At 73.4% G+C, this 25,963-nt stretch carries 28 protein-coding genes; 15 read left to right on the forward strand and 13 right to left on the reverse strand.

Going from position 1 to position 25,963, the window contains the following annotated elements; all coding sequences use genetic code 11:
- Positions 1–11: 11 nt before the first annotated feature.
- Positions 12–1,037, reverse strand: a complete 1,026-nt coding sequence (locus ACFVDM_RS11545) for an MDR family NADP-dependent oxidoreductase (RefSeq protein WP_383636451.1) — start codon at positions 1,035–1,037, stop codon at positions 12–14.
- 188 nt (positions 1,038–1,225) lie between these two features.
- Between ACFVDM_RS11545 and ACFVDM_RS11550 the strand changes: the two genes are divergently transcribed.
- Positions 1,226–1,660, forward strand: a complete 435-nt coding sequence (locus ACFVDM_RS11550) for a VOC family protein (protein WP_383636454.1) — start codon at positions 1,226–1,228, stop codon at positions 1,658–1,660.
- 15 nt (positions 1,661–1,675) lie between these two features.
- On the opposite strand, the gene ACFVDM_RS11555 is transcribed toward ACFVDM_RS11550, so the two are convergent.
- Positions 1,676–2,578: a LysR family transcriptional regulator gene (locus ACFVDM_RS11555; protein ID WP_383636457.1), complete on the reverse strand. Its 903-nt coding sequence runs from the start codon at positions 2,576–2,578 to the stop codon at positions 1,676–1,678.
- Between the two features lie 139 nt (positions 2,579–2,717).
- Here ACFVDM_RS11555 and ACFVDM_RS11560 point away from each other — a divergent pair, with 139 nt between their 5' ends.
- Entirely contained in the window at positions 2,718–3,083 is a 366-nt protein-coding gene (locus tag ACFVDM_RS11560; protein ID WP_383636460.1) for a YybH family protein, read from the forward strand.
- A 396-nt stretch (positions 3,084–3,479) separates the two neighbouring features.
- The gene (locus ACFVDM_RS11565; protein WP_383636798.1) at positions 3,480–3,968 is read left to right on the forward strand and encodes a lamin tail domain-containing protein; all 489 of its coding nucleotides are present in this window, start codon (positions 3,480–3,482) and stop codon (positions 3,966–3,968) included.
- A gap of 187 nt (positions 3,969–4,155) precedes the next feature.
- On the opposite strand, the gene ACFVDM_RS11570 is transcribed toward ACFVDM_RS11565, so the two are convergent.
- Entirely contained in the window at positions 4,156–4,704 is a 549-nt protein-coding gene (locus ACFVDM_RS11570; protein WP_383636462.1) for a YciI family protein, read from the reverse strand.
- Between the two features lie 118 nt (positions 4,705–4,822).
- Here ACFVDM_RS11570 and ACFVDM_RS11575 point away from each other — a divergent pair, with 118 nt between their 5' ends.
- Positions 4,823–5,380, forward strand: a complete 558-nt coding sequence (locus ACFVDM_RS11575) for a putative immunity protein (RefSeq protein ID WP_383636465.1) — start codon at positions 4,823–4,825, stop codon at positions 5,378–5,380.
- On the opposite strand, the gene ACFVDM_RS11580 is transcribed toward ACFVDM_RS11575, so the two are convergent.
- From ACFVDM_RS11580 to ACFVDM_RS11590, 3 genes are all read right to left on the reverse strand, one after another.
- Positions 5,358–6,050: a L,D-transpeptidase gene (locus ACFVDM_RS11580; RefSeq protein ID WP_383636467.1), complete on the reverse strand. Its 693-nt coding sequence runs from the start codon at positions 6,048–6,050 to the stop codon at positions 5,358–5,360. The two genes, ACFVDM_RS11575 and ACFVDM_RS11580, sit on opposite strands and share 23 nt — an antisense overlap.
- A gap of 96 nt (positions 6,051–6,146) precedes the next feature.
- Positions 6,147–8,660: a SpaA isopeptide-forming pilin-related protein gene (locus ACFVDM_RS11585; protein ID WP_383636470.1), complete on the reverse strand. Its 2,514-nt coding sequence runs from the start codon at positions 8,658–8,660 to the stop codon at positions 6,147–6,149.
- A 205-nt stretch (positions 8,661–8,865) separates the two neighbouring features.
- Positions 8,866–9,747, reverse strand: a complete 882-nt coding sequence (locus tag ACFVDM_RS11590) for a LysR family transcriptional regulator (protein ID WP_383636473.1) — start codon at positions 9,745–9,747, stop codon at positions 8,866–8,868.
- Between the two features lie 53 nt (positions 9,748–9,800).
- On the opposite strand from ACFVDM_RS11590, the gene ACFVDM_RS11595 reads away from it, so the two are divergent.
- The 6 genes from ACFVDM_RS11595 to ACFVDM_RS11620 all read left to right on the forward strand — a co-directional run bounded on the left by ACFVDM_RS11595 (position 9,801) and on the right by ACFVDM_RS11620 (position 14,189).
- Entirely contained in the window at positions 9,801–11,000 is a 1,200-nt protein-coding gene (locus ACFVDM_RS11595) for a nuclear transport factor 2 family protein (protein WP_383636476.1), read from the forward strand.
- A 169-nt stretch (positions 11,001–11,169) separates the two neighbouring features.
- A complete protein-coding gene (locus ACFVDM_RS11600; RefSeq protein ID WP_383636479.1) occupies positions 11,170–11,670 on the forward strand; it encodes a protein-tyrosine phosphatase family protein in 501 nt (166 codons plus the stop codon).
- A 34-nt stretch (positions 11,671–11,704) separates the two neighbouring features.
- Positions 11,705–12,097, forward strand: coding sequence for an SgcJ/EcaC family oxidoreductase (locus tag ACFVDM_RS11605; RefSeq protein WP_383636482.1), 393 nt, complete (start codon positions 11,705–11,707; stop codon positions 12,095–12,097).
- A gap of 207 nt (positions 12,098–12,304) precedes the next feature.
- Entirely contained in the window at positions 12,305–13,216 is a 912-nt protein-coding gene (locus ACFVDM_RS11610; RefSeq protein WP_383636485.1) for an aldo/keto reductase, read from the forward strand.
- A 64-nt stretch (positions 13,217–13,280) separates the two neighbouring features.
- Positions 13,281–13,715, forward strand: coding sequence for a helix-turn-helix domain-containing protein (locus tag ACFVDM_RS11615; protein ID WP_383636488.1), 435 nt, complete (start codon positions 13,281–13,283; stop codon positions 13,713–13,715).
- A 36-nt stretch (positions 13,716–13,751) separates the two neighbouring features.
- Complete coding sequence (locus ACFVDM_RS11620) at positions 13,752–14,189, forward strand: VOC family protein (protein WP_383636491.1); 438 nt, start codon at positions 13,752–13,754, stop codon at positions 14,187–14,189.
- 49 nt (positions 14,190–14,238) lie between these two features.
- Here the strand turns inward: ACFVDM_RS11620 and ACFVDM_RS11625 are convergent, their stop codons facing one another.
- Together ACFVDM_RS11625 and ACFVDM_RS11630 are read right to left on the reverse strand one after the other, a co-directional pair.
- On the reverse strand, positions 14,239–15,051 hold the full coding sequence (locus tag ACFVDM_RS11625; RefSeq protein WP_383636494.1) for a hypothetical protein: 813 nt from the start codon (positions 15,049–15,051) through the stop codon (positions 14,239–14,241).
- A gap of 141 nt (positions 15,052–15,192) precedes the next feature.
- Positions 15,193–16,251: a phosphotransferase family protein gene (locus tag ACFVDM_RS11630; protein ID WP_383636496.1), complete on the reverse strand. Its 1,059-nt coding sequence runs from the start codon at positions 16,249–16,251 to the stop codon at positions 15,193–15,195.
- Positions 16,252–16,510: 259 nt separating this feature from the next.
- Between ACFVDM_RS11630 and ACFVDM_RS11635 the strand changes: the two genes are divergently transcribed.
- The 3 genes from ACFVDM_RS11635 (at position 16,511) to ACFVDM_RS11645 (ending at position 19,276) form a co-directional block, all read left to right on the forward strand.
- A complete protein-coding gene (locus ACFVDM_RS11635) occupies positions 16,511–17,311 on the forward strand; it encodes an SAM-dependent methyltransferase (RefSeq protein ID WP_383636499.1) in 801 nt (266 codons plus the stop codon).
- Between the two features lie 136 nt (positions 17,312–17,447).
- Positions 17,448–17,984, forward strand: a complete 537-nt coding sequence (locus tag ACFVDM_RS11640) for an ArsR/SmtB family transcription factor (RefSeq protein ID WP_383636502.1) — start codon at positions 17,448–17,450, stop codon at positions 17,982–17,984.
- A gap of 17 nt (positions 17,985–18,001) precedes the next feature.
- Positions 18,002–19,276, forward strand: a complete 1,275-nt coding sequence (locus ACFVDM_RS11645) for an MFS transporter (RefSeq protein ID WP_383636801.1) — start codon at positions 18,002–18,004, stop codon at positions 19,274–19,276.
- Between the two features lie 37 nt (positions 19,277–19,313).
- On the opposite strand, the gene ACFVDM_RS11650 is transcribed toward ACFVDM_RS11645, so the two are convergent.
- On the reverse strand, positions 19,314–20,144 hold the full coding sequence (locus tag ACFVDM_RS11650) for a class I SAM-dependent methyltransferase (protein WP_383636505.1): 831 nt from the start codon (positions 20,142–20,144) through the stop codon (positions 19,314–19,316).
- 61 nt (positions 20,145–20,205) lie between these two features.
- Here ACFVDM_RS11650 and ACFVDM_RS11655 point away from each other — a divergent pair, with 61 nt between their 5' ends.
- Positions 20,206–20,805, forward strand: coding sequence for a TetR family transcriptional regulator (locus ACFVDM_RS11655; RefSeq protein WP_383636508.1), 600 nt, complete (start codon positions 20,206–20,208; stop codon positions 20,803–20,805).
- A gap of 161 nt (positions 20,806–20,966) precedes the next feature.
- A complete protein-coding gene (locus ACFVDM_RS11660; protein ID WP_383636511.1) occupies positions 20,967–21,506 on the forward strand; it encodes a hypothetical protein in 540 nt (179 codons plus the stop codon).
- 43 nt (positions 21,507–21,549) lie between these two features.
- On the opposite strand, the gene ACFVDM_RS11665 is transcribed toward ACFVDM_RS11660, so the two are convergent.
- From ACFVDM_RS11665 to ACFVDM_RS11680, 4 genes are all read right to left on the reverse strand, one after another.
- Entirely contained in the window at positions 21,550–22,254 is a 705-nt protein-coding gene (locus ACFVDM_RS11665; protein WP_383636514.1) for a sulfite exporter TauE/SafE family protein, read from the reverse strand.
- A gap of 115 nt (positions 22,255–22,369) precedes the next feature.
- Positions 22,370–23,725 carry an MFS transporter gene (locus ACFVDM_RS11670; RefSeq protein ID WP_383636517.1) on the reverse strand — a complete coding sequence of 452 codons (1,356 nt, stop codon included), beginning with the start codon at positions 23,723–23,725 and terminating at the stop codon, positions 22,370–22,372.
- Positions 23,722–24,567 carry an SDR family NAD(P)-dependent oxidoreductase gene (locus ACFVDM_RS11675; protein WP_383636520.1) on the reverse strand — a complete coding sequence of 282 codons (846 nt, stop codon included), beginning with the start codon at positions 24,565–24,567 and terminating at the stop codon, positions 23,722–23,724. Before ACFVDM_RS11675 ends, ACFVDM_RS11670 begins: the two co-directional genes overlap by 4 nt.
- Complete coding sequence (locus tag ACFVDM_RS11680) at positions 24,564–25,910, reverse strand: flavin-containing monooxygenase (RefSeq protein ID WP_383636523.1); 1,347 nt, start codon at positions 25,908–25,910, stop codon at positions 24,564–24,566. The genes ACFVDM_RS11675 and ACFVDM_RS11680 overlap by 4 nt, the downstream gene beginning before the upstream one ends.
- Between the last annotated feature and the right edge of the window lie 53 nt (positions 25,911–25,963).

Raw genomic sequence — 25,963 nt, forward strand, 5'->3', positions numbered from 1 at the left:
GTCGGGTCGGGTCACAACTCCACGACCACGGAACCGAAATGGCGGCCCTCGATCAGTTCCTGCAACGCCCCGGGAGCGCGATCGATGCCCGGAATCCGGCTGTGCGCGAAGGTGATCCGCCCGGAGCGCAGCCAGTCGCCGAAACGGCCGACCCACTCCTTCTCGACAGCGGGGTGGTCCAGGCCGGCGTACCCGCGCAGCGAGATCCCCTTCACTACCAGGCGGTAGGCGTCCACCTCCACCGGCGCGCTGCCCCCGCCCCGTCGTGCGGACAACTGCCCCGACAAGGCCCCCACCAGCGCGAACCGGGCTCCCTGTCGTGCCGCGCCGATCGCCGCGACCAACTGCTCGCCCGCCACCGTGTCGACCAGCACATCGATCCCCTCCGGCGCCGCGACGGCCAACTGGTCCGCGATCGGACCGGCTCCGCGCACCACCACCGCGTCGTACCCCAGCTCGGACACGAGCCGTTCCGCCTTCCGCGCGGAGCCCGTACTGCCGATCACCCTCCCGGCGCCCAGCAGCCTGGCCGTCTGCCCCGCCAACGACCCCACCGCCCCGGCGGCCCCCGTCACGAAGACCACATCGCCCTCACGCACACCCGCCAGTCGCGTCAACGCGCCGTATCCCGAGGATCCCTGAGCCAGATGCGCCACGGGGTCCGGCAACTCCTCACCCACCACCGCGCATTCACCGGCCGGCAGTACCGCGTACTCCCGCCATCCACGCAGATGAGTCACCAGGTCCCCGACCCTCACCGCAGCACCCTCCGGCGCCGCCACCACCTCCCCGACCGCCGGCCCGAACAGAGCGTCGCCCTTCCGCAGCGGCGGCAGCGGCACCCCGTCGTGCTCGTCGCCCATCAGGGTCCGCAGCCCCGGGAACACCAGGAAGAACCGGTTCCTGACCACCACCTGACCGTCCCCGACCGCCCCCAACGGCGCTTCCACCACCCGGAAGTCCGCCGCCTTCGGCAACCCCTCCGGCGACGAGACGAGCCGGACTTCCCGCGTGACGCGCGGCAGCGATGTACCCATGGACCACTCCTGACCGAAACCCGGCCGACGGCACGACCGCCACCGGCCACGAGGTGCGGCGACGCTAACCCCTGACCCGCGCGTCAGGGTCAAGAGCGGTGCGGCGCCCGGCCGGAGGGCGTTCGGGGCCGACCGGCCCGGCATCCCTGCCACGGAACCGCGTGAACGCGCCCGACTAGGGTGGCCCCATGGCGACGATCAAGAAAGTCCAAATCACCTTCGACTGCGCGGAGCCCCAGCGCGTGGCCCGGTTCTGGTGCGAGGTGCTCGGGTATGTCGTTCCGTCGCCCCCGGACGGGTACGCGAGTTGGGACGCGTACGAGAGCACGCTGCCGCCGGAGCGCCGGGACGCCGGGTTCGTGTGCATGGATCCGACGGGGGTGGGGCCGCGGATGTACTTCCAGCGGGTGCCCGAGGGCAAGGTGGTCAAGAACCGGGTGCATGTGGACGTCCGCGTCGGCACCGGTCTGGTGGGGGCGGAACGGGTGGCGGTGCTCGAAGCGGAATGCGCGCGCCTGACCGAACTGGGCGCGAAGCGCCTGTATCTGATGGAGGCGGACGAGGAGAACGAGTCGTGCCTCGTGATGCAGGACATCGAGGGCAACGAGTTCTGCCTCGACTGAGGGCGCCGGGCCCCGTCAGGCGGCGGGCGGCGGGGGTTCGGGCAGCGCGAACGCGCGCCGGCTGTGCACCAGCAGCTCGCGCATGCCGGGGCTGTGCGTGCCCTTCCAGACGAGGGCGAGCAGGGCGGGGGTGTCCACGTCGTCGAGGGCGAGGGCGACGAGGGTGTCCTGGTAGGCCGCGGCCATCGACTCGCTGAGGACGGCGACGGCCAGCCCCCGCGCGGCCAGGGCGGCGATGGCGTCCGCGGCGCCCGCCTCCAGGGTGACCAGCGGCGTGAGCCGCCGTGCGGCGCACGCCTGGTCGAGCACGGTGCGCAGCCCGGTTCCGGGCGGCATGCACACAAGGGGATGGGCGACGAGATCGCTCAGGGCGAGCCCCGGCCGTGACGTCAGAGGATGTCCGGCCGGGACCGCCGCGACCAGCCGCTCGCTGATGAGGACGAGCGCCTCCAGGCCCTCGGGCGGTGCGCTCGCCGCCCCGACGAGGGCCAGGTCCAGCGCCCCCGTACGCACTCCCTCCACAAGCCGTTCCGAGGTGTCCTCCAGCAGCGAGACCTCCACCCCGGGGTGCGCCCGGTGGAACCCGGCGAGGGCGTCGAACAGCGGCGTCAGGGTGCAGCCGACGACCATGCCGACGGTGAGCCGCCCCCGGATCAGATCGGTCACCTCGCCCACCGCCTGACCGACCGCCCCGGCTGCGGCGAGCGCCGCGCGCGCGTGGCCGAGCGCGGCCTTCCCCGCGACGGTGAGGGTGACGGTCCGCGCCGAACGGTCGAACAGCTCGGCGCCCAACTCCCGTTCCAGTTGCCGGATCTGCGCGCTGACACCGGACTGGCTGATGTGCACGCGCGCGGCGGCCCGGGTGAAGTTGCGTTCCTCGGCGACCGCGACGAAGTACTCCAGCTGCCTCAGTTCCATGACTGGTAATTCTAGCTCGCACAAGAACCATCTGTTGGACTTCTCATTGGACTCCGCGCAGGCTGGGAGGCACAACGGCACGCGCCGCACCGTTCGCCCGTGAAGGGGCTCCCGGTGCGGCTCATTCAAGGAGACGGACATGACCGAGTACGAGAAGGCCATGCACCCCGAGGACATCACCCGCCTCTTCGTCGAGCGGTCCAACGCCGGTGACGCGGAGGGGGTCGCCGCGCTCTACGAGGAGGACGCGGTGATGGCCTATCCGGCGGGAAGCAGGACGGAGGGCCGTGAGGCGATCCGCGCCCTGTGGGAGAAGGTGCTCGCGAACCGGCCCCGCTTCGAGCAGGAGCAGCCGCTGCCGACCCTGATCAGCGACGGGATCGCGCTCACCTCGACCCCGCCCAGGGACGGCGCGGGCGCGCGGGCCCAGGTCGTCCGCCGCCAGCCGGACGGAAGCTGGCTGCGTCTTCTCGACCAGCCCGAGTTCACCCCGACCACGCGCTGATCCGCACCCTTCCACCCGTAATCGGTGGCATGCGCTGAATAAGTCCTTGTGTGCGAAGAAACGTGCAGAACAGCCGTTACGTGGTTGCCGCGGCCCGATCGGATGCCTGGGGGGAGGAACCCCGCCGGTCGGAGCGTGACCGAAAGGGCTTCCTGTTGAGCGTTGAACGGGTCGGTGCGACGTTCAGTGAATGTCAGGGCCACGCCCGGCGCATATGTGTGCCGGATACAGCCGAGAGTTGCGGAAATGTCCGCGAACGGTAACCGGGCCGCCGACGCCCGACACGGCGGCGTCCCGAGGCGCAGAGTTCTGGCTCCCGGCCCGCAACGGACCGGGAACCCGTACCGCCCCGGCCGGCCCACGCCGGACCATCCGGGGCACTGTTCCTGAGGAGACATCACCTTGTCTGCTTCTTCGACCCCGCGCCGAATCGCCGCGACCGTCCTGACGGCGGGCGCCCTCGTCTCGGCCGCGGCCCTGCCGGCCTCCGCGCACGACCACGACCGGCATCCCTCCCGCGCCCAGGTGGTCATCAGCGACGTGCGGGCCGACAGCCCCGGACGCGACGACGGGTCCAACCGGTCCCTGAACGCCGAATGGGTCGAGCTCACCAACCGGGGCCGCCACGCGGTGAACCTCGACGGCTGGACCCTCCGCAGCTCCGACGGGCACCGTTACCGCTTCGACGACGTCCGCCTGGCCGGGCGTGCCACCGTGCGCGTCCACACCGGACACGGCCGGGACACCCGCACCGACCTCTACCAGGACCGTCGCGACTACGTCTGGGACAACTACACCGACACCGCCACCCTGCGCGACAGCCGGGGCCGGACCGTCGACACCGAGTCCTGGGGCCGGGGCCACCGCCACCACCACCGGCGCTGACCACCCCACCGACCGGAGGGGAGTTCACGGACCTCCACCCCGTGACGGTCCGTGAACTCCCTTCCCAGGGGCCGGGCACCGACCTGCCCGGCCCCGCCGCCGTCCCGCCGGACCTGCCCGTGCAGGCCCGGCCGGACGGCGGCACGTTCCGCCTCAGGGCCCTTCTCGTGCCGGGGTGCCCTCGTCGCTAACGCCGCCCGCCGCACTCCCAGGGCCGCACCTCGACGGACGCGTACGCGTCGGGCGTCAGGACGGCCCGCGCCGCCTCGGGGCCCGAGGCCCGGAGGAGCGCCGCCGTGCCGAGCCAGGTCCCACCGTCGTCGGACAGCAGCGGTCCGTACGCCAGCAGGTCGTCCCGGTTCGCCGGCGGGTCGAGGTCGACCGCCTGCCCCTGCCCGAGTCCGAGTACGAGATAGCGGTCCTCCCCCTCCGTGCCCCCCGGGAACTCCCACATCGTGCGGCCCAGCAGGTTGCGCCACCGGCGCAGCAGCACGTCGCGGTAGACACCGGCCTGGTAGGTGGGCTCGTCGAAGGCGAAGGCCCGCGCGGCAGCGGGGTCCGGCAGGGCGACGACGTGCACGCTGCCGACGGGCACCTCGCGGGCGGCGTCGAAGGCCGGGCCGCGGGCGATCAGTTCCTTCTCGAACCGGTCCATGTAGGACCAGTGCTCCTCGATCAACGCCTGACGCAGAGGGAGGGAACCGGGCCGGTCGCGGTGATAGCAGATGAACTCCATGCGCACGACTCTCGCCGACACCCGGCCCCGGCTCAACCGGCTTTCGCGGCAGGCACTCCCCGCCCCGCGACGACGGGACCCGGCGGCCCCCGGCCCGCCTTTCGGGGAGGATGGCCGGATGACCGAAGACAGCGACACGATCGCCCTCAGCACACAGGATCTGCGCGCCGTGACCGCGTTCGCCGCCGCGTGCGCGGAAGGGGCGCTCGGCGCCTTCGAGGACGATCGGCCGGGAGACACCCGGCCCCGCGACGCCCTTGCCGCCGCCGGGGAGTTCGCGAGGGGCGGCGCACGGGGAAAGGCCCTGAGGGACACCGCGACCGCGGCCCTCGGAGCGGCCAAGTGCGCGGAGACCGAGGCGGGACGGCAGGCCGCCTGGGCGGCCATGTCCGCGGCCGCCGCCGCGTACCTCCACCCCCTGGCCAGGGCGACCCAGGTCAAGCACATCCTCGGAGCGGGCGCCCACGCGGCGCGGACGGCCGAACTCCTCGCCGACGACGACCGGAACGTCGGCCCCCGCCACCTCCGGCAACTGGCACGGCACGCCACTCCGCTCGTCGTCGACGTCCTCACCCGCTTCCCCGCGGCCCCGGACGGCGGCGGACGCGTCGGCGAACTGGTCCGCCTCCTGGACACCGACCTCAGGACCCGGCTCAGTCGCCGGTCCCGGGCTTGACTCCCCACACATAGACGACATCGTCCAGAGCGAGCAGGTCCCACAGCTTCGCCGCGTCGTCCACGGTGAGATTGACGCACCCTGCGGAGCCGCCGCCGTCGTAGAGATCGCCCGGGTGCCCGTGGAGCGCCTGCCCGCCGTCGAAGAACTGCGAGTACGGCATCGGCGCGTTGTCGTAGATCGTGGAGACGTGGTCGCGGTCCCGCCAGTAGATCGTGTGGCGGCCGGGCCGAGTCTCCTGGGCGTCACGGCCGGTACGGGTGGGCACCGGCCCGAAGACGACCGTCTTGCCCTTCTGCACCCACAGCAGTTGCCGGTCCATGTCGACGCACGTCACCCGTGAGGACTCCACCGGGCAGTGCCCGGCCGCGTTCGGATTCGGGGTCGCCTCCACCACGAGCATGGTGCGGTACGTGCCGAGGTCGGCGAGACCGTCCGCGTGCGGGCGGTCGTGCGCGGTCTGGAAGGCGCGGATGGCCCGGCAGTCCGCGGCGGACTGGCGCCCGTCGACGGGCAGTCCGAGATGCTTCTCCAGCTGCCGCTGGTACGGTCCGGCCGGCGCCGTGCACGCCGCCTCGCGCGGAGCGGAGGCCACCGAGGGGCCCGCGGAACACAGCAGTGCCGTGGCCGCTGTGGCGACCACGGCACCGATGAAGCTGTTGGGACGCACTGCCTGACCTCCTGGCGGATCGGAAACCCCGTCCCGCCAGCCAATCAGTGCGCCCGCCCGGCCGCCCATTGATGAACGGCCGGGCGGGTGACCCGGTCAGGCACGCGCCCCCTGGTGGGAGCGGTCCTTGCAGGACTTGCCCTTGCACGGCTCGCCGCGCTTGTTGGACAGCTCGACGTGGACGCCCTGCGAGCTGTTCGCCTCCGTCACCTCGAACGGACCCGAGACCGGGTTGGCCGGCAGGACGTAGCCCTCCGGAACGGCGATCTCGCGCAGGTAGTACTCACCGAGCGGCAGATCGTCGAAGGTGCACACCCCCGCGCTGTCGGTCGAGCAGCCGGCGTCGGCCAGCGTGTCCGGGTTCGCTCCCGTGGTCTGCAGACCCGGCACGTCGTTCGTCTCGCGCCACAGCTCGAAGACGGCGCCCGGAAGCGGCTCCCCGTTCTTCGAGTCCGTCTTGTCCAGCGTGATCGACCCCTTCACCGGCGGCACCGGGGTCTTCGTGTTGGCGGCCTCCACCCGGACGCCGTCCTCGGCGTTGTCCTCGGTGAGGACGAGGGGGCCGAAGACGTTGGGGTCGGGCAGGTCGTAGCCGTCGGGGGCGGCGGTCTCGCGCCAGTAGTACGTCCCCAGAAGGGTGAGCTGCTCGCAGATGCCCGAGGTGGGGGTGGTGCAGTCGGTGACCTTGGTGTCGGGGTTGATCCCGGTGGTCTGGAGACCGTTGACGCCGTTGCTCTCCTTCCACAGCTCGAAGTCCGCACCGGCGAGCGGGGCACCCGTGTCCGCGTCCTTCTTCAGCACGCTCACCAGTCCGTTGGTGCGCGGGATCACGGTCTGCGTGTTGGCCGCTTCGACCTGGACGCCGTCCTGGGCGTTGTCCTCGGTGAGGACGAGGGGGCCGAAGACGTTGGGGTCGGGGAGGTCGTAGCCGTCGGGGGCGGCGGTTTCGCGCCAGTAGTAGGTGCCGGTGTCGGTGGTTTCGGAGCAGATGCCGGAGGCGGGGGTCGTGCAGTCGGTCACCTGGGTGTCGGGGTTGACCCCGGTGGTCTGGAGGCCGTCGACGCCGTTGGTCTCGCGCCAGAGTTCGAAGTCGGCGCCGGCGAGCGGCTCGCCGGTCTCCGAATCCTGCTTCAGGACACTGACCTCACCGGTGACCGGCGGGACGTCGCTCGGGGTGTTGGAGGCCTCGACGCGGACGCCGGCCTCGGCGTTGTCCTCGGTGAGGACGAGGGGCCCGAAGACGTTGGGGTCGGGGAGGTCGTAGCCGTCGGGGGCCGCGGTCTCGCGCCAGTAGTACGTGCCCAGGGCCGTGGTCTCCGAGCAGATGCCGTCGGCCGGGGTCGTGCAGTCGCTGACCCGGGTGTCGGGATCGGTGCCGGTGGTCTGGAGGCCGTCCACCCCGTTCGTCTCGCGCCACAGCTCGAAGTCGGCGCCCGCGAGCGGGTCACCGGTGTCCGAATCCTTCTTCAGGACGCTGACCTGACCCGTCACCGGCTGCGGCCCGCCGCAATCGGGAAGGTCGCCGTTGAACGGATACGAGTGGAACTCCTGGCCCCCGCCCCCGCCTTCGGGACTGGTGTGCGTCACCGAACCGGTGGTGAAGAAGCGCCCGTTCACACCCGGGAGCGACACCGTCGTCATCGACGACTGCTCACCCATCAGGAAGCTGCCCTGGAACTGGCCGGAGCCCGTCAGATCCACCGTCGTGGCGTCCGGGAAGTTCCACATCAGGCGCTCGCGGTACGCGTTGAGCGGGTCCGTGGAGTCGTCGATGCCGCCGCTGGACGTGTTGATCGTCCGGTCGGCCCCGATGACGTTCACGAGGATCGTCGCGTTGTCCGGGATGTTCTCGAAGAGGACCGCCTGCTGGCCGCCCGTCGCGTTCGTCATGTCGAAGTCGACGTTGAACACCTGGAGCGCGGACGTCCCGTCACCGGTGAACCGCGTCTGGAAGCCCTCGTTGACGGCGGTGCCCGTCGGGGTGCGGAGGGAACCGTCGGGACGGGCGTAGCACTGACTGGCGGCGGTCAGTTCGTCGCGCAGCCCCGCGTACTGGGCGATGGCGTTCGGGTCCTGGACCGGCGTGCCGATGAGGGTGCCGGTCTGGTCGCCCGCGTACCGCACGATGCCCTGCTCGTCGGGCAGACCGCCCGTCGTGTCCAGGCGCTGTCCGTCGGCGATGGTGACGTCCCCGCCGGACGTCAGGGAGTCCGCGCCGTTGGGCGGCGGAACCCGGGACCCGACGCCCGCGACTCCGAGGTTGTACAGGGCGCTCGCGTCCGCGTCCTTGTTCTGGTCGAAGTCGTCGAGGACCACGACGCGACCCTCCGCCTCGGCGGCACGGCCGCGGACGAGGAAGTCATTGCCCACGAAGATGTTGATGCCGTTGTCCCGGCCGGCGATGGGGCCGTTGTTGATTCCGGGGAACGGGTCGGGGCAGTCACCGGGCACACACGGCCCGAGGCCGCCCGGCAGCGGGGCGGCCGACGCGGGCGTGACGCCGAAGCCGAGAGTGACGGCCGGTACGACCGCGGCGAGCACGGCACAGGCGACGCCTGTGGACCGGGCGCGTGAACGCAGCGCGGCGAGGCGCTGGGGCTTGGGTTTCATACGGGCATCCTGGACAGGCGGCACACAGGGAACGATGGACGACACGTGTCATTGCCCCGTCCAGCGGACCGGCCCACCCGTACGGACTCACCCGCGCGCACCCCGCCCGATCGCGCGAACCGTCCGGCACGGAGGAATGCCGGATCGGACCGCCGCGCCCCACCCTCCGGGCACCCCACCCTCCGGGCACCCCGTGCGCACGGAGCTACGCGAAGGCCTCGGCCAGCAGATCGACGAGGGGTGCGGCGGCGGGGTGAGGGGAGCGGCGCGGAGTGAGCGCGTAGATGCCCCTGGTCGGAGGATCCACGAGCCCTACGGTGGTGACGTCGGCCCGCAGCGCGCCCGCGAGCACCCCCGGGATCAGCGCGATCGCGTGCCCGGTCGCCACCATGGCCAGCTTGCCGGGCAGATCGGCCGCGGCGAGACCGATCCGGGCGCCGACCCCCGCTCGGGCGGCGTGCCGGCGCAGCAGGGCGGCCGAACCCTCGTTGTCCTCCACCCAGGTCTCGTCACCCAGGACCCGCATCTCCACGGGACCCCGTCCGGCCCGCGGATGACCCACCGGCACCACGACCACCATCGCGTCGAGCCCCAGGAAGCGACGCTCGCACGACGCGTCGGCGGGCAGCCCCGGAGGGGCGTCGGTCACTACCGCCAGATCGAGATCGCCGGAGACGACACGGCTCACCAGATGCGTGCTGAGCCCCGGCAGCAGACTCCAGCGCAACGCCCCCGCCCCGTCCAGCAGACGCCGGACGGCCTCGGGCACGATCCCCGCGGCGAGCGACGGGGTCGCCCCGATGACCAGCGGCCGCCCGGCCGTCCCGTCCCGCGCCTCCCGTACCGCACGCAGCGCGCGGTCGGCCTCGGCCAGTGTCGCCAGGGCATGACGGCGGAACACCTCCCCGGCCTCCGTCGGCCGCACACCGCGCGCATGACGCTCCATCAGGGGAACGCCGAGCTGCCGCTCCAGCCCCGCGATCTGCCGTGAGACGGCCGACTGCGTGTGGTTCAGCTCGACGGCCGCCGCGGACAGCGAACCGAGCCGGCACACCGTCACGAACGCACGCCACACCTGCAGATCCATGCGACAAGTATGCCTCCCAGGTATGCGTGCGAAGCAGATCAGGCATGCGAACTATGCGCTTGTCGCATCGCTCGTCGTGCCGCACCGTGGCTCGTATGAACGCATCGCACACGATCGCCGTCCTCGGTCTGGGACGCATGGGAACCGCCTTCGCCGCACGACTCGCCTCCCGGGGACATGACGTCGTCGGCTGGACCCGCTCGGGGCGGCCGGACGGCGCCGTCAGGACCACCGACGATCCGGCGAAGGCCGTCGCAGGGGCGGATGTCGTCCTCCTGGCCCTGTTCGACGGACCGGCCTGCGCCCAGGTCGTCGACGCGACGAGCGCGTCGCTGCGCGAGGACGCGGTGGTGGTGAACACCGCCACCGTGTCTCCCGCCGAGGCGGCGGCGCTGGCCGGGCGGCTCGGCCCGGCGTACGTCCACGCCCCGGTGCTCGGATCCGTGCCGGCCGCGGCCGCCGGTACCCTCCACATCCTCACGGCGGCGCGGACGAGCGCGTTCGACCGTGTGCGGCCGGTGCTCGACGATCTCGGCACGGTGCGCCGTGTGGACGACGCAGCCACGGCCGCCGCGCTCAAACTCGTCGCCAACAGCGGGCTCGCCGGTGCCGTGCTCGCCCTGCGCGATCCGCTGCGCCAGGCGGACGCCCTCGGCCTCCCGCGCGCCGATGTCCTCGACGTCCTCGAACTGGGCCGCCTCGGCGCCCTGGTGGCCGGCAAACGCCGCTTCCTGCTCGGCGGGCCGACGGACGGCAACGCCGACTTCACCACGGGCGCCCTGGCCAAGGACATGGCCCTCCTCGCCGCGGCCTCGGACGTTCCGCTGCCCAGCGCGTCGGAGCTGGCCGCGACCCCGGCAGGCCCCGGTGCGGACATCGCGCTCGCCGCGACGGCCCCCGCCCCGGACGCGGCCGTCCGCGCGCCGCTCCGCGCGTACCTACGCGGCCACGCCACCGGCGACCCCGCCCACTTCCGCGAGGCCTTCCTGCCCACCGCCCACATCGAGGGCGTGCGCGACGGCGCGTTCGTCTCCTGGGACCTCGACGCCTACTGCGCGCTCTTCCCGGGCCACCCGGCACCGGACGAGGTCTCCCGCGTCCGCCGCATCGACACGGTCGACGTCCACGGGACCGTCGCCACCGCCGGCATGACGCTGCGGCACGGGGCGGACACCTTCACCGACGTGTTCCTGCTGGTGCATACTGGCGGCGGCTGGCGCATCGCCAACAAGGCCTACCACCGCCACATGTGACCGCGCCCCCTCCCGCCCCCGTTCACCGGGGTCCCGCTCCCTCCGTCCGGCGCCGCGACGACCGCCCGCGCCCTGGGGCGAGGAGCGTCGGACGCGTAGGCGCACCGCGCGAGGCCCGGCCCGCACGAGCGCATCACCTCACCCGTCCGACCCGAAAGCGGTGTCCCGCATGCGTCCCACCCTCTTCACCGTCGACCTCCCCGGCCCCGGGCGGCTCAGCACCATGGCCAGACCCCGGGGCGGTGACTGGCTGGAGACGGAGATGGCCGCGCTCAAGGACGCCGGGGCCGACGTCCTGGTCTGCGCGCTCACCGAACCAGAACGCGCGGAGCTGGGGCTCGCGGACGAGCCGCGGTCCGCCACGGCGGCCGGACTGCGCTTCGTCGCCCTGCCCGTCCCCGACCTGTCCGTCCCCGACCACGCCGCCGTGCTGCCGGCCCTGCGCGACCTCCGCCGGCAACGGCGCGAGGGCGCGCACATCGTCGTCCACTGCCGGGCCGGCATCGGCCGCTCCTCCCTCCTCGCGGCCGCGGTCCTCATCCTCGACGGCGTCGACCCCGACACCGCCTGGAGCGGCATCCAGCGCGCCCGCGGCCTCTCCGTACCGGACACGCGGGAACAGCGCGCCTGGCATCCGCTCCGGGAGAACCGGGCCGGGCCACTTCCTTGACCTCAAGCGCGATCGAGGTCGCAGAGTGATCTCCATGGACACCGAGAACGCGGACATCAAGGCCATCGAGGACGTCGTGGCCACCGTCGAACGCACCCAGCGGGACAAGGACGTCGAGGGATTCCTCGCCCTCTTCCACCAGGACGCGCTGTGGACCACGGCCCACGGGAAGGTCCTGGTCGGCTACGAAGCGATCGCGGACTTCACCCGTGAGGTCCTGCCGAACAGCGACTGGGACGGGGCCGTCACCTACGAGACCGTCCACACGAAGTTCCTGCGCCCGGACGTGGCGGCCGTCAAGATCCGGCAGATCTACCACGCGCCCGAGGGTGATTCGGAGGGCACCCCGCTGTACGTGATGACGAAGCAGGACGACAGAGGCTGGCTGCTGCACGTGGGCCAGAACACCGAGGTCCGTGTGGACTGACACCCCGTCCGCCAGGCCCGGGGCGGAACCCTCCGCCCCGGGCCTGCTAGAATCCCTCACCGCAGCAGCCGAGCCTTCCTGATGGAGATCCCGCCACCAGGAAGGCTTTTTTGTGTCCGGGGCCCGTTCCGTGCCCCGCACCGGACGGCCCCGGCCCGGGAGAGAAGGCCGCCGTCCGCCCCCGCTACGTACGAGGAGAACCCTGCCATGAGCACCCACGCGACGACCTCGGCACCGGCCGGCACCTGGCGTCTCGGCGATCTGACCGTCAACCGGGTCGGATTCGGCGCGATGCGGCTGACCGGGACCAAGCCCTTCGACCAGGGGGTGCCCCGCGACCGGGAGCAGTCGATACGGGTCCTCAGGCGCGCGGTCGACCTCGGGGTGAACCACATCGACACCGCAGCGTTCTACTTCTCCACCACCCGCTCGGCGAACGAGCTGATCAACCGGGCCCTGGCGCCCTACCCGGAGGAACTGGTCATCACCACCAAGGTCTGGCCGGGCCGCGACACCTCGGGGGAGTGGTGGTGGGCGTCCCCGGAGCAACTGCGCGGCCAGGTCGAGGAGAACCTGCGCCAGCTCGGCCGCGACCACCTCGACGTCGTGAACCTCCGGGTGCCGCCGAGCAGCAAGGAGGGCCCGGTCGGTGAGCACTTCGGCGCCCTGGCCCGCCTGCGGGACGCCGGACTGATCAGGCACCTCGGTCTCTCCAACGCCACCTCCGGGCAGCTCGCCGAGGCACGGTCCGTCGCGCCCGTCGTCTGCCTCCAGAACCCGTTCGGGCTCGGCGCGGACGACGCGAGCCGGGAACTCCTGCGGTTCTGCGGCGACCAGGGGATCGCCTTCGTGCCGTTCTTCGCCGTCGCGGGAACGGGCCGTGAGGACGGTCCCGCGGCCGTCGAGTCCGAAGAGGCGGTGACGGCCGTCGCCCGGACGCACGGCGCGTCCCCCGCACAGATCCGCCTCGCGTGGACGCTCCACCAGGGACCGCACGTCCTGGCGATCCCCGGCACCGGCGACCCGGACCACCTCGCCCAGAACCTGGCGGCCGCCACGATCAGGCTGTCCCAGGAGGAGCTGGCCCGCCTCGACGGAATCCGCCCGGCCGGCGCCTGAGGGCCGGCCTCGCCCCTCGCGCACGCACCGCCGGAGGGGTGGGGCCGTGGCGCACAATGGAGACGTGCCGTCTGTCCCGATCACCCGCCATCTGCTCCGCGCGAAGGACCTCGTCGACGCCCGCTACGCAGAGCCGCTGACCGTGGCGGACATGGCCGCGGCCGCCGCACTGTCGCCCGCGCACTTCAGCCGCCGCTTCAAGGCCGCGTTCGGGGAGTCGCCGCACCAGTACCTGCTGACCAGACGCCTGGAGCGCGCCGCCGCGCTCCTGGTTGCCACCGACCGGACCGTGGCCGAGATCGGGATCGCCGTGGGCGCGCAGAGCATCGGCTCGTTCACCACCAGTTTCCGCCGGATGCACGGAGTGTCCCCACAGGCCTACCGCGCGGCGCGCCCGCCCGCCGCCCGCCACGTACGCATTCCGCGCTGCGTCGCCATGGCTTACGGGCGCCCGCGGAACCGCACGTTTCGAGAAGACACGGGGGAGCGGGCTGCCTAACGTCGGTGGTGGGTGACCGACGGAGGAGGAACCGCCATGACGACGATCCGCATCGCCAACGCCCAGTTCTGGGTGCACGACCAGGACGAGGCGCTCGCGTTCTACACGAAGAAGGTCGGCTGGGAGGTCCGGGCCGATGTGACGATGGAGGAATGGAGCTTCCGCTGGGTGTGCGTCGGCCCGCCCGGCGGGGACGGCCCCGCCCTCGTTCTGATGCCCGTGCCCGGCCCGCCGATGCTGGACGAGCCGAGCAGCGCCCGGCTCTCCGAGCTGGTGGCGAAGGGTGCGGGAGGCACCCTCTTCCTGGAGACCGACGACTGCCGGGCCGCGTACGACGAGCTGTCCTCCCGGGGCGTCGAGTTCAACGACCCGCCGACGGCCCGGCCGTACGGCATCGACACCTCGTTCCGCGACCCCTCGGGCAACAACATCCGGCTCACCCAGGTGCTGGAGTTCGATCCGGACCGCGCCTGAACGCCCGCCGCTCCACCACCGGGCAGAGCGCGGCCCGAAGGATCCGCCGCTATCCGACGGCGGGGGTGCCGCCCCGGGACAGACGCCCGCCCGTCCACGCGAGACCGAGGGCGACGGCCACCACGAGGGCGCCGGCCGGCGAGCCCGTGGGGGACGCGGCCCAGGGTGCTCCCGCGACCAGGATCGCGAGGAGGTGGCGCGGCCGGACGTCGGGAGCCGCCGCGCGCAGGGCGAGGAGCAGCATCGTGGGACCGATCTGCTGTACGAGGCCGAAGCCGACGTGACCGCCCGACAGGGCCGAACACAGCGACGGCAGCCACGTCATGACGGCGAACGCACCGGCGAGCCGGCCGTCCCTCCCTGCCGGAGCGACCGCCGGGGGCATCGCCGCGACCAGGGCCAGCAACGGCAGGAGCCAGGCGGAACCCGGCACGCCCGCGACCAGCGCCACCAGGCACAGGGCCGCCGTGCCCCGGGCCGCGGGCCAGCTGCCCAGGAGGGCCGGCACCCCGGCGACGAGCACCGCCGTGCACAAGGCCGTCCCGGGCAGGCCGGGCCCCGGGCCGCCGTGCAGGGCGCGCGACACCGCGACGGTCGGCCCGGCGGCCGAGATCGCGGCGGCGGCGGCCAGGGCGTACGGGGCGACGGCCACCAGGAAGCGGCCGGCCGGACGATCGGCGCCGGTGCGGGTGCGTACGCGCACCGCGTGCGCCGCGATGTCCAGCCGCTCCCGGCGGCGGGCGGCGGGGGAGGCGTCCGCCGTGGCCGCCCGGTACATCTCCAGGATCTCGGCGCCGTGGCGCGCCCGGTAGCCGCGCGGGTAGAGCGACAGCACACGGAGGGAGGGCCGGGGGTCGGTCATGCGGGGTTCCGGTCCGTTCGTTCGACGAGCGCCCATAGTACGGTCACCTGACTATGAAGCAGTAGCCGGCCAGGGCGGTCGCACGTGGAAAGCTCCGGGCCAGGGGCGGTGTTCCGTCCTGCCGGATCTGCTGAGGTGGTGTCAGAACCACGGGCGGGTGCGGTGCGTTGGGAGCGGCCGCGGGGCGGGCCGGTGGGTGAGCAGGCGGTTGGCGAGGTCCGAGCAGAGGCGGCCCAGCGACTCCAGACCGTCGTGGTCGCGGGCCAGTCCGGCGACCACGTCCAGGCGGTGGACGAGGCGTTCGCGGGCGGTGATGTACCCCCACTCGAAGTCCTTGCCCGGGACCCGGGCGAACTGGTCCACGGTGCCGCGCTCGGCCCGTTCGACCAGGGAGTCGCCCCGGATCAGCCAGGCCGCGCACGCGTCGGCGAGATCGCCGGGCACCTCGCGCCCGGTGAGGTCCCGCCAGGTCGAGCGGTAGATCCCCTCGGCCTCGGCGAGCGGGGCCCCCGTCACGGACATGGCACACCAGCAGGTGGGGAGGCCGATGCGCAGGTAGGCCAGCTCGATCAGCCCGTTCCCGAGCGAGGCGCCCTCGAAGTCGAGGAAGCGGACGCCGCCGGCGGTGTGGACGTCGTTGCCGGGGCACGGGTCGCCGTGCAGCAGCGCGTGGTGCGGGGCGGGGTCCAGCCGTACGAGGAGCGCGTCGAGTTCGTCGGGGACCCGGGGCGGAACCGGGACGTCGAGCGCCCGCGCGAGGGCGAGGAAGGACTCGGCGTCGGCGGCCGTGGGTCCCGCCCAGGCCGGCAGCGTTCCGGCGTCGTCGGGCCCGGTCAGCGCGTGCAGCCGGGCCAGCGCCTCGGCGTAGCCCGGCAGCCAGTCCTCCGGCTGGGCGGACGTGTCGAGGAGTTCCAGCACCATGATCCGGACCTCGGGGTCCGTGGCCAGGAGGACGGGCGCGACCGCCGGCGCGGTGGCCCTCCCCGCCAGACGGAGCGCGGCCACCTCCCGGGCGAACCGGCTGCCCGCGTCGACGCCCGGAGCGCCGTCGTCGGTGATCTGTTTGACGGCCACCTGCCGCCCGTCGGCCAGCCGGACCCGCCACACGCGGGATCGCGGACTGCTGTCCAGCAACGTGGCGCGCCGGGGCGTGCCGACGGCGGAGCGCAGCTGCTCGGTGAAGGGCACTCGATCGGTCATGCGGACGAGCGTATCCGGGGAGTAAACCGTCCCACCCGGCGCGTTCGGTGCGGAGGCCGGGCAGGACCCTCTCACGGGCGGCGGGGTCCGACGACGACCGGCTCGGACCTCACATCGTCCCCGGCGGGCATCGGGTTTCCGCCCCTGGAAAGGGAGTTGTTCCTGCGGGGGCTGGTGTGAAAGTTGCTGGTGAGGAAACATGGGGGTGCGCGGTACGGGGGTTGTCCGCGTGGCCGAAAATGCGACATGAAGAGGGCTGATGACTGGCGAGCAGGGGTATCCGGCGGCGGTGGACGGGATCGACACGGGGACGCCGCATTCGGCGCGGGTGTGGAACTACTGGCTGGGCGGCAAGGACAACTACGAGGTGGACCGCCGCCTCGGTGCCACGATGGAGGAGCTGTACCCGCAGATCATCGAGATAGCGCGCGCCTCCCGCGCGTTCCAGGCACGGGCGGTGCGCTACCTGGCGAGCGAGAAGGGGGTCCGTCAGTTCCTCGACCTGGGGACGGGGCTGCCGACGGCGAACGCCACGCACGAGGTCGCCCAGGACGTGGATCCGACGGCGCGTATCGTGTACGTGGACAACGACCCGATCGTGCTCGCCCATGCCCGCGCCCTGCTGACCAGCCGCCCCGAAGGTGCCACGGACTACGTACACGCGGACCTCAGAAACGCAGAAACGGTTCTGCGCGAGGCCGCGAAGACGCTGGACCTCGACCGGCCGGTAGCGGTGATGCTGCTCTCGACGCTGGGGCATGTGGCGGACTCCGCCGAGGCCTCCGCGCTGCTGCGCAGCTACCTGGACGCACTGCCCTCGGGCAGCTTCCTGATGCAGTGCGACACCATCGAGACGCCGATGACGGCGGCCGGTTCCGACGAGTACGCCAGTGGCGGCGCCATGCCGTACATCTCGCGCCCCAAGGAGATCATGGCGACCTTCGCCGACGGGCTCGACCTGGTGGAGCCGGGCTTCGGCTCCATCAGCCTGTGGCGCCCCGAGAAGCCCTTCACCGGAACGCCGGTCGAGCAGTGGGGTTTCGTGGCCGCCAAGCCGTAACCGCCCGCACCGCACACCCGCTGGCCCTGCCCGTCCACCCGGACGGCCAGGGCCAGTTGGCGTTTTCGGGGGCGGAACGAAGGTCTCCGCGATTACCCCCTTGCGCAATGGTCAAGAAACGTTGACCATTGCTCGCATGCCAACCGACGATCTCCCCGAGACCATTCACGTCACCACCGACGAACAACTGCGCGCCGTCTCCAATCTGACGCGCCATCGGATCATGGCCGTCCTCCGCTTCGAGCCCGCGACGATCACGCAGATCGCCGACCGCGTGGGCCTCGCGAAGGGAAGCTCCAGCTACCACGTGCGGCTCCTGGAACGGGCCGGCCTGGTGAAGGTCGTACGCACCCGCAAGGTGCGCGGCGTCATGGAGCGGTACTACGCGATGGCCGCACGCTCCATCACACTGCCGGACCCCGGCGAGGGCGGCCCCGATGTCCTGATGCGCCACGCGGTCGCCGACCTGGAGGCGTCGCCGGTGGAGGACCGGCACGTGCGGATGGCCCATCTGCGCCTGACCGACGCGCAGTTCGCGGAGCTGGGGGAGCGGCTGCAGTCCCTGGCGAACGAGTACCGCGCGCTGTCCGACCCCGCCCTGCCCGATACCTCGCTCGTCTTCGCGCTGTTCCACCCCGCGTCGGGCACGCGGACCGAGGAGGATGCCAAGTGAGTACGCCTACCCAGAAGCTGCCGACCGGCTTCGGTCGGCTGTGGACCGCCCAGACCGTCTCCTCGTTCGGCGACGGCGTCACCCACGCGGCCCTCCCGCTGCTCGCCCTGGCACTGACCCGCGACCCCATGGCGCTCGCCGTCGTCACGGCCGCCGGGACCCTGCCGTGGCTGCTCTTCGGGGTGCTCGGCGGCGCGCTCGTGGACCGCTGGGACCGCCGGCGCACGATGTGGGTCGCCGACACGGCCCGCGCGGTCCTGCTCGCGATACCCGCGGTGGCGGTCGTGCTCGACGCCCTCAGCATCCCCCTGCTCGCGGCCGTCGCCTTCCTTCTCGGCGTCGGCGGACTCTTCTTCGACACCGCCGCCACCGCCTATCTGCCGGCCCTCCTCGACCGCGAACCGGCCCTCCTGGAACGCGCCAACTCCCGCCTGCGCGGCGCCCAGACCGCCATGTCCGGCTTCGCCGGACCGCCCGCGGGCAGTGCGCTGCTCGCCCTCGGCCGGGCCGTCCCGCTGTTCACGGACGCGCTCTCCTTCCTCTGCTCCGCCCTGCTCGTCCGGACGCTGCCCGCCGTGCCCCGGCCCGTACCGGAGGCCCGTGAGTCGCTGCTCCGCCAGGCGCGGGCCGGTGCCGCGTACGTCTTCCGGGACCGGGTGCTGCTCGGCCTCGCGCTGCGTCCGGCCGTCGGGAACATCGCCTTCGTCGCCGTCGAGACCGTCCTCGCGCTCTTCGCGCACGAGCGTCTCGGCATCGACACCTACGGCTTCGGACTGCTCCTCACCGCGGAGGCCGCCGGCGGTCTGCTCGGCGCGGGCATCGCCTCGTACCTGGGCCGGCGGCTCGGCACCGGCACCGCGTTGACCTGCACGGCCGCCGTCGAGGGCCTCGCCATCCTGGGCCTGGCCTCGGCCCCCGACCCCTACGTCGCCGGGTTCTCGCTCGCCGTCTGCGGAGCGGGCATGGGCGCCACGATGGTCCTCGCGCCCTCCCTGCGGCAGGCCATCGTCCCCGGGCACCTGATGGGCCGGGTCGCCTCCACCTCCCGCATGCTTGCGATGTGCGCCGCCCCCGGCGGGGCCGTCCTCGGCGGCTGGCTGGCCACCGCCTACGACATCCGCACCCCGTTGTACGCCGCCGCCGTGCTGCTCCTCACCATGACGGCCGTCACCGCGTCCATGACCAGCAACCGCCGGGTCGAGGCGGCCCTGCGCGCAGCCGCCCCGCCGGAGTCCCCGGGCGGCCCGGAGGACGGGGACACCGCGCGGGAGAGCGTCGCCGGCGCGGTGTGAGTCCCGGCGCGGGAGCCCCCGCCCGCCGCTCCCCGGGTCAGGCGTCGCCGGAGCGGAGCGCGGTGACCGCCACCGTGGTGTACGGCACGGTGACCTGGCCGCCCCGCGCGTCGACCACGGCTCCGACCGCGTCCAGGACCTCCCGCAGACCGTCCGGCGGGAGCCCGGTCAGGGCGCCGAACGTGGGGAGCTGGTCCAGCCACTCCTCCCGCGTGTACGTGCGCTCCCAGGCGACGTGCCACTGCTCCGGCGCCCCGAAGAGCCCCGACCGCCGTATGCCGTCGGCGATGCGGGTGAACAGCGGCTGCGAGGCGTCGAGGGCGGAGCCCTTCAACCGCCCCAGATCGACGGGGGAGTCGGGGGCGACGCGCCGGTGCGCCTCGGCGAGCGCGCCGGCCACCTCGGCGGGGAGCTGGGGAACGTGGTGGAACGGTGCGAGCAGGCCGCCCGGCCTGAGCACCTGCCCCGCCTTCACCGCGCCGGCGACCGGGTCCACCCAGTGCCACGCCGTTCCCGCGACGACCGCGTCGAACCGACGCCCGGCCGCCTCCCAGTCCTCGAACCGCGCGACCTCCACCTCGACGCCGCCGCGCCGGGCGAAGGCGGCCATCCGCGCATCCGGCTCGACGCCGAGCACGGTGCAGCCGGCCGCCGTGAACTGCCGGGCCTCGATACCGGTCCCGGCCCCCACGTCGAGGACGTCCCGCCCCGGCAGCGCGGCGACGATCCGGTGCACCAGGGCGTCGGGATACGGCGGTCTGGCGCGGTCGTAACGAGCGGCGTCCGTGCCGAAGGACTCGGCCACCCGCCGGTGGCGATGGGGTTCGGATCCGGACGGTCCTGACGGTCCCCGCGTTAGAGTGGGCATGTGCCCACACTAGTGGGCGAGTGCCCACTAGTGGAAGTGGGCCGGACCGGGAAGAGGAGCGATGCCGACAGGAGTCCACCTCCGGAACGTGCGCGGCCAGTTGTTCGAGGCGGCCGAGCGCGTGCTGCTCCGGGACGGGCCCAGCGCCCTCACCAGCCGCGCGGTCACGGACGAGGCGAACTGCGCGAAGGGCGTCCTGCACCGGCACTTCGCCGACTTCGACGCCTTCCTGGCCGAACTGGTCCTCGACCGCGTCCGCACCGTCGACGCGCGGACCGCGGCCCTGCGCGACGCGGCCGGGACCGGCGACGTCGCGGACCGTCTGACCGAGGCGCTCCAGGACCTGTTCGGCCCCCTCACGGTGTCGGTCGTCGCCCTCATCACCTTCCGCGACGGCCTGCGGGCCCGGCTGCGCGAGGCCGGTCTCGCAGGGATCCCGCTGGCCGCGCAGGCGACGACGGGAATCGCCGCCTATCTGGCCGCCGAACGGGAGCGCGGACGCGTGGCCGGGAACGCCGACATCGACACCCTCGCCCCCACGCTCGTCGGAGCCGCCCATCTCCTCTTCGCCGACCGGACGAGCCCCCCGCCACCGGCGGCCGCCGTCCGTCGCACCGTGACCGCCGTCATCGGAGGAGCGCTGCGCGAGCCGGGCGCCTGAGCCCCGCCGGGCACCGAAGGGGGGCGGTTCCCCGGTACCTGGGGATGACACCCTCTCCGCCGCGCGGGTGGGACCGGGGGCGGACGCCTCCTTCCCGGGCGGCCGGACGACCGGGCCCCCGGGCCGACGCCCCGGCGCCGGCACGCCGGAACGATGGAGGCATGACCACCACGAAGCGCACGATCACCCGCCCGGCGGCCGACGTCCCCTCCGCACCGCCCCGTTGGGCCGTGCGCACCGCCCACATCATCCCGCTGCTCACCCTGCCCTCGGGCCTCTGGCGCCTGTGGCTGGCGGGCGGGCACCGGGGCGGGTACACGGAGGCCGGGTACGAGGCCATGGGCATCGACGGCTGGGGGACGGTCTACGTGATCGGCCTGAGCGTGGCCGTGGAGGCGGCCGCCCTCCTGACGCTCGGCCTGGTGCGACCGTGGGGCGAGAGGGTGCCCGAGTGGATCCCCGTGCTCGGCGGCCGACGGGTCGCGGTGCGGGCCGCCGTCGTCCCGGCCGCCGCCGGCGCGGTCGCGCTGACGGTGCTGTGGTCCCCGTTCGTCCTGTGGTGGACCGTTCCCCACCACGGGATGACCGACACCGGCAACCTGGTCGCCGGGCTCCTCTATCTGCCGCTGGTGGCCTGGGGACCGCTGCTCGGCGCGGTCACGCTCTCCTACCACCGCCGCCGGCGCGCCGAGCGGCCGTGACCCGGGGCACGCCCCGTTCGGCGCCACCGCGGGCCGGCCGTGGTCAGGTCAGCGCGCTTCCCACCAGCGTCAGCCCGCCCGCGCAGGAGACCGCCAGCACCCCGACGCGCGTCGCCGTCGCCGGCAGCCGGGGCGCCGACACCATCCCTGCGGCCGCGCCGGCGGCGAGGGCGGCCACCGCCGGCCAGGGCGGCAGGGCGAACCCCAGGACGGCGGCCGTGACGAGGTTCTGGACGAGGAAGAAGGTGTGCAGCGTGGCCCGGGTCTCGCGGGCGGGCCAGCCCGCGTTGGCCGCGTAGAGACCGACCGGCGGCCCGCCCACACCGCCGATGACATTGAGTCCGGCACTGCCCAGGCCGGTCAGCCAGGCGCCCGCCGGAGTGTTCAGGAACGACGAACGCACCCCGCGGCCCAGGAGCGCCACCCCGACGAGGACCCCGCAGCCGGCCGCCGCGGCCAGCACACGGGTGTCCATGGCCCCCAGCAGCCAGGCCGCCACCGGTGTCCCCAGGACGGCGGGCAGCAGCAGCCGGCCCGCGTCCCGGGGCCGGGCGTGCCGCCAGTCGCGCGACAGCGGCAGGAGGGAGGCGCCCACCGCGAGGACCAGGACCATCGGCACGCCCCGGTGCGGGCCGAACGCCGCGATCAGCACCGGAGCCGCGACCAGCGAGAAGCCCATCCCCGTCGACGCCTGCGCGAACGCGCCGAGGGCGACCGCCGCCACGGCGGCCTGCTCCCACACGCTCACCGCGCACCGCCCCGCGGGAAGCCCGTCCCCCGTGCCACGCGAACCGGCGCACCGCACACACCGGACGGAGCCACCGCCATCGTCCCCACCCCTCTCGTCACCCGCTCCCGCACGCTCACGCCGCCCCGTCCAGCGCACAACGCCGCTGGAACCACAGCGCCACACCCATCAGCACCGCCGGCACACAGGTGAACCCGACGAGCAGCGCGGTCAGCGCCGTACCGGACTGGTCGGCGGACGTGCCCGCCGTGCTGGAGACGAATCCGCCCGCCGCCAGGACCGCCGCGTACAGATACGGCCCGACGGCCGTCCCGGTCGCCTCGGTCGCGGTCCACACCCCCGTGTACGCCCCCGCCTTCGCCGCCCCGGCCGCCGCGATCGCGTCGGGCAGCATCGAGAACGCGAACAACTGCAGCCCCGCGAACGCCACGCCCATCACTATCACCACGGCGGACGTGACCACGACACCCGGTGTCCCGCTCAGTGACACTCCCGGCAGCAGCGCCAGCGACCCGGCCGCGAACACACCCTGCGACAGCAGCAGCCCGCGCTGCTTGCCGTGCCGGCGCGACCACGCCGTCCACACCGGGGCCGCGAAGAGCGCCGGTCCGAGGAACAGCCCCATGAACAGCGCGGTGAGCCCCGGCGCGTCGAAGACGTACTCGGTCACATAGGGCAGCGCCGCGAGGAAGAGATGGGTCGTCGTCCCCGTGAACAGGTACGACAGCACCAGCGGCCGGAACGCGCGGTCCCGCCGGGCCAGGCGCAGGTCGGCGAGCGAGGAGTGACCCGCCCGTACGCCGGGCGTCCGGAAGCCGCAGGCGTCCGTGAGCCCGCGTACGCCGGCCAGCGCGACGGCCGCGGAGCCGGTCATGGCCACCGCGAGGACCACCGCCATCAGGGTGTAGTCGCCGCGCCCGCCCGCCGAGGACAGCGCCGGAGCGGCGACGCCCGCGCCGAGGAGACCCACGGTCAGCAGGACCATGCGGAACATGAAGACCCGGGTCCGCTCGTGGTACCCGATCGGAAGGTCGGAGGGGGTCGTCAGATACGGCACCTGGAAACCGGCGAACAGCAGATTGCCCACCACGAACCAGCAGCCCACCCAGAGGGCGGCCGCCCCGCCGCTCAGCCCCGACGGCACGCTGAACATCGCCACCATGGCGGGCCCCAGCAGCAGTCCGGACCGCAGCATCCGGCGCCGGTGCCCGAACCGCCGGGCCTCCCGGTCCGACCGCGAACCCAGCAGCGGGTGCACGACGATGTCGACGACCTTGGGCAGCAGCAGCGTCAGACCGGCCGCGAACGCGGGCACGCCGAGGACGTCCGTCAGGAAGTAGAGCAGCAGCAGCCCCGGCACCGTGACCCAGACGCCCATGCCCACCGAGCCCGCCGCGTACGCCGACAGCGCGCCCCGGGCCGGCGACGCGCCGGTGACCGGGCCGGCCCCGGTGGCCCGGTCGGCCGTCATGTCCCGCTCCGGTGCCGCTCGACCACACCGGCGGCCAGGTCCGCCCCGTCGAAGACCCCCGACCGGGCGCGCGCGGCGAGCGTGCGGGCCACGACCCGGTCGGTGAGCGCGGGCAGATGCCGGGCGAGGAAGAACTCCACCGCGCCCCGCCGCGTCGTGGTCACGTCCCGGCGCGGCCGTCGGGCCAGCGCCGTGCGGACCAGCGCGTCCACCACGCCGTCCAGCGGCTCGTACACGCTCATGCCCTCCAACGAGAGCCCCGCCGCCTTCGTCGAGTCATGGATGGGGCTGCGCACCGCCGACGGGTACACACAACTGACCGAGACGTGCGTGCCCAGTTCCAGGCGCAGCGCGTCGGCGTACGCGACCATGGCCCGCTTCGACGCCCCGTACGCGGCGGCGAGCGGCAGTTGCATCACCGCCATCCGCGAGGTCACCATGACGACCCGCCCGCGCGCCGCGACCAGCGCGCCGACGCACGCGGCCGTGACCCGCCAGGTCCCGAGCAGATTCAGCTCCAACTGCCGGCGCACCTCGGCCCCCGGCGCGTACTCGGCCGGAGCCGGTCCGCCGACGCCCGCGTTGTTCACCAGCACGTCCAGACCGCCGAGCACGTCGAGCGCCTCCGCGACGGCCGCGGCCGTACGCGCGTCGTCGGTGACGTCGCACGCGATGACGGGGAAGGGCTCGTCGCCTCCCGGACGCAGATCGAGACCGACCACCCGCGCCCCCGCACGTGTCAGCCGCTCTCCGAGGGCCCGGCCGATGGTGCCCGACGCACCGGTGATGAGGACCCGCCGCCCGTGGGCGTCGTGACGGCGGCCGGAGGAGGAAGAGGTCATGACACATCAGCCTTCGTGGTCGGGGTGTGGACGGTGGCACCGCGGGCGGCCCGGCGGACACCGGCCCGGATCTCACGGGGGAGCGCGGTCACGTACCGGTCGAAGTCGATCCGCATCACCGGCCGCCGCGCGCCCCAGCGCCCGACCGCGGCGACGCGGGCACGTGCGACCGCCGTGCGCTGCTCGGCCGGCGAGGGCAGGGCGTACCGGCCGGACAGATACGCGGCGACGAGCCTGCCCTGGACCTCGACGACCGGCAGGGCCGCGCCGGTGGACTGCATCAGGCCGACGAAGGACAGTGTCGGATCGTCGAGATGGAAGACCCGCTGGTACAACGGCAGTTCCTCCGGATCGTCCCCGGCCCAGTCGCGGCCCAGGAACGGCATCGTCACGTGGTAGCCGGTCGCCCACACGATCACGTCGACGTCCTCGGCCGAGCCGTCCGTGAAGACCACCCGGCCGCCGTCCAGCCGCTCGATGCCGGTCCGGGCGACCACCTCGCCGTGGGTGAGCCGGTGCAGGATCGTGTCGCTGACCGTCGGATGGTTCTGGAACAGCCCGCCCGCCGGACGCGGCAGTCCGTAACGTTCCGGCGTGCCGACCGCCAGGCGCAGCACGCTCTGGGCCACCGTCTGCCGGATCCGCCACGGCAGCACGGCGAGGGCCCCGCCGGTCGCGTCCGCGGGACGGCCGAAGAGGTACTTGGGCACGATGTGCGTCCCGTGCCGCGCCGACAGCAGCACCGGCCCCGAGGACACGTACGAGGCGTCCACCGCGATGTCCATCGCGGAGTTGCCCATGCCCACGACGAGAACCCGTTGCCCGGCGAACATCTCCGGACTCCGGTAGTCGTGGGCGTGCATCTGCACACCGTCGAACGCGCCCGGATAGGCGGGGGCGGGCCACTTCGGCTCGCGGTTGTGCCCGTTCGCCACGACCACGGCGTCGTACAGCTCCGCCGCCTCCCCGCCGTGCCCGGTCGTCACCTCCCACCCGGTGTCGCACCGCCGCACGGCACCGGCCTCGGCGCCGAACCGGACGCGCTCGGTGATCCCGAAGGCGTCCGCGTACGCCGCGAGATAGCCCCCGACCAGGGCCGCCGACGGAAAGTCCGGCCACCGCGCGGGCATCGGGAAGTCCGCGAACTCGGTCCGCCCCTTGCTGGTGTTGAGATGCAGACTCCCGTACGCGGGCGTCGCCCCCTCGTCGTCCGGCGCCCACAGACCCCCGACGCGCTCGCCGCGCTCCAGGACCGTGACGTCCAGACCCTCGTCGAGCAGCGCCTTCGCCGCGGCCAGCCCGGCTGCCCCGGCACCGATCACCGCCACCCTCGTCGCACCCATGCCATGCCCACCCTTCCGTGAGGGCGCTCATTCAATCGAATGATGGAGAGGAG

The sequence above is a fragment of the Streptomyces sp. NPDC057682 genome (assembly GCF_042799575.1).
Lineage (GTDB): Bacteria > Actinomycetota > Actinomycetes > Streptomycetales > Streptomycetaceae > Streptomyces.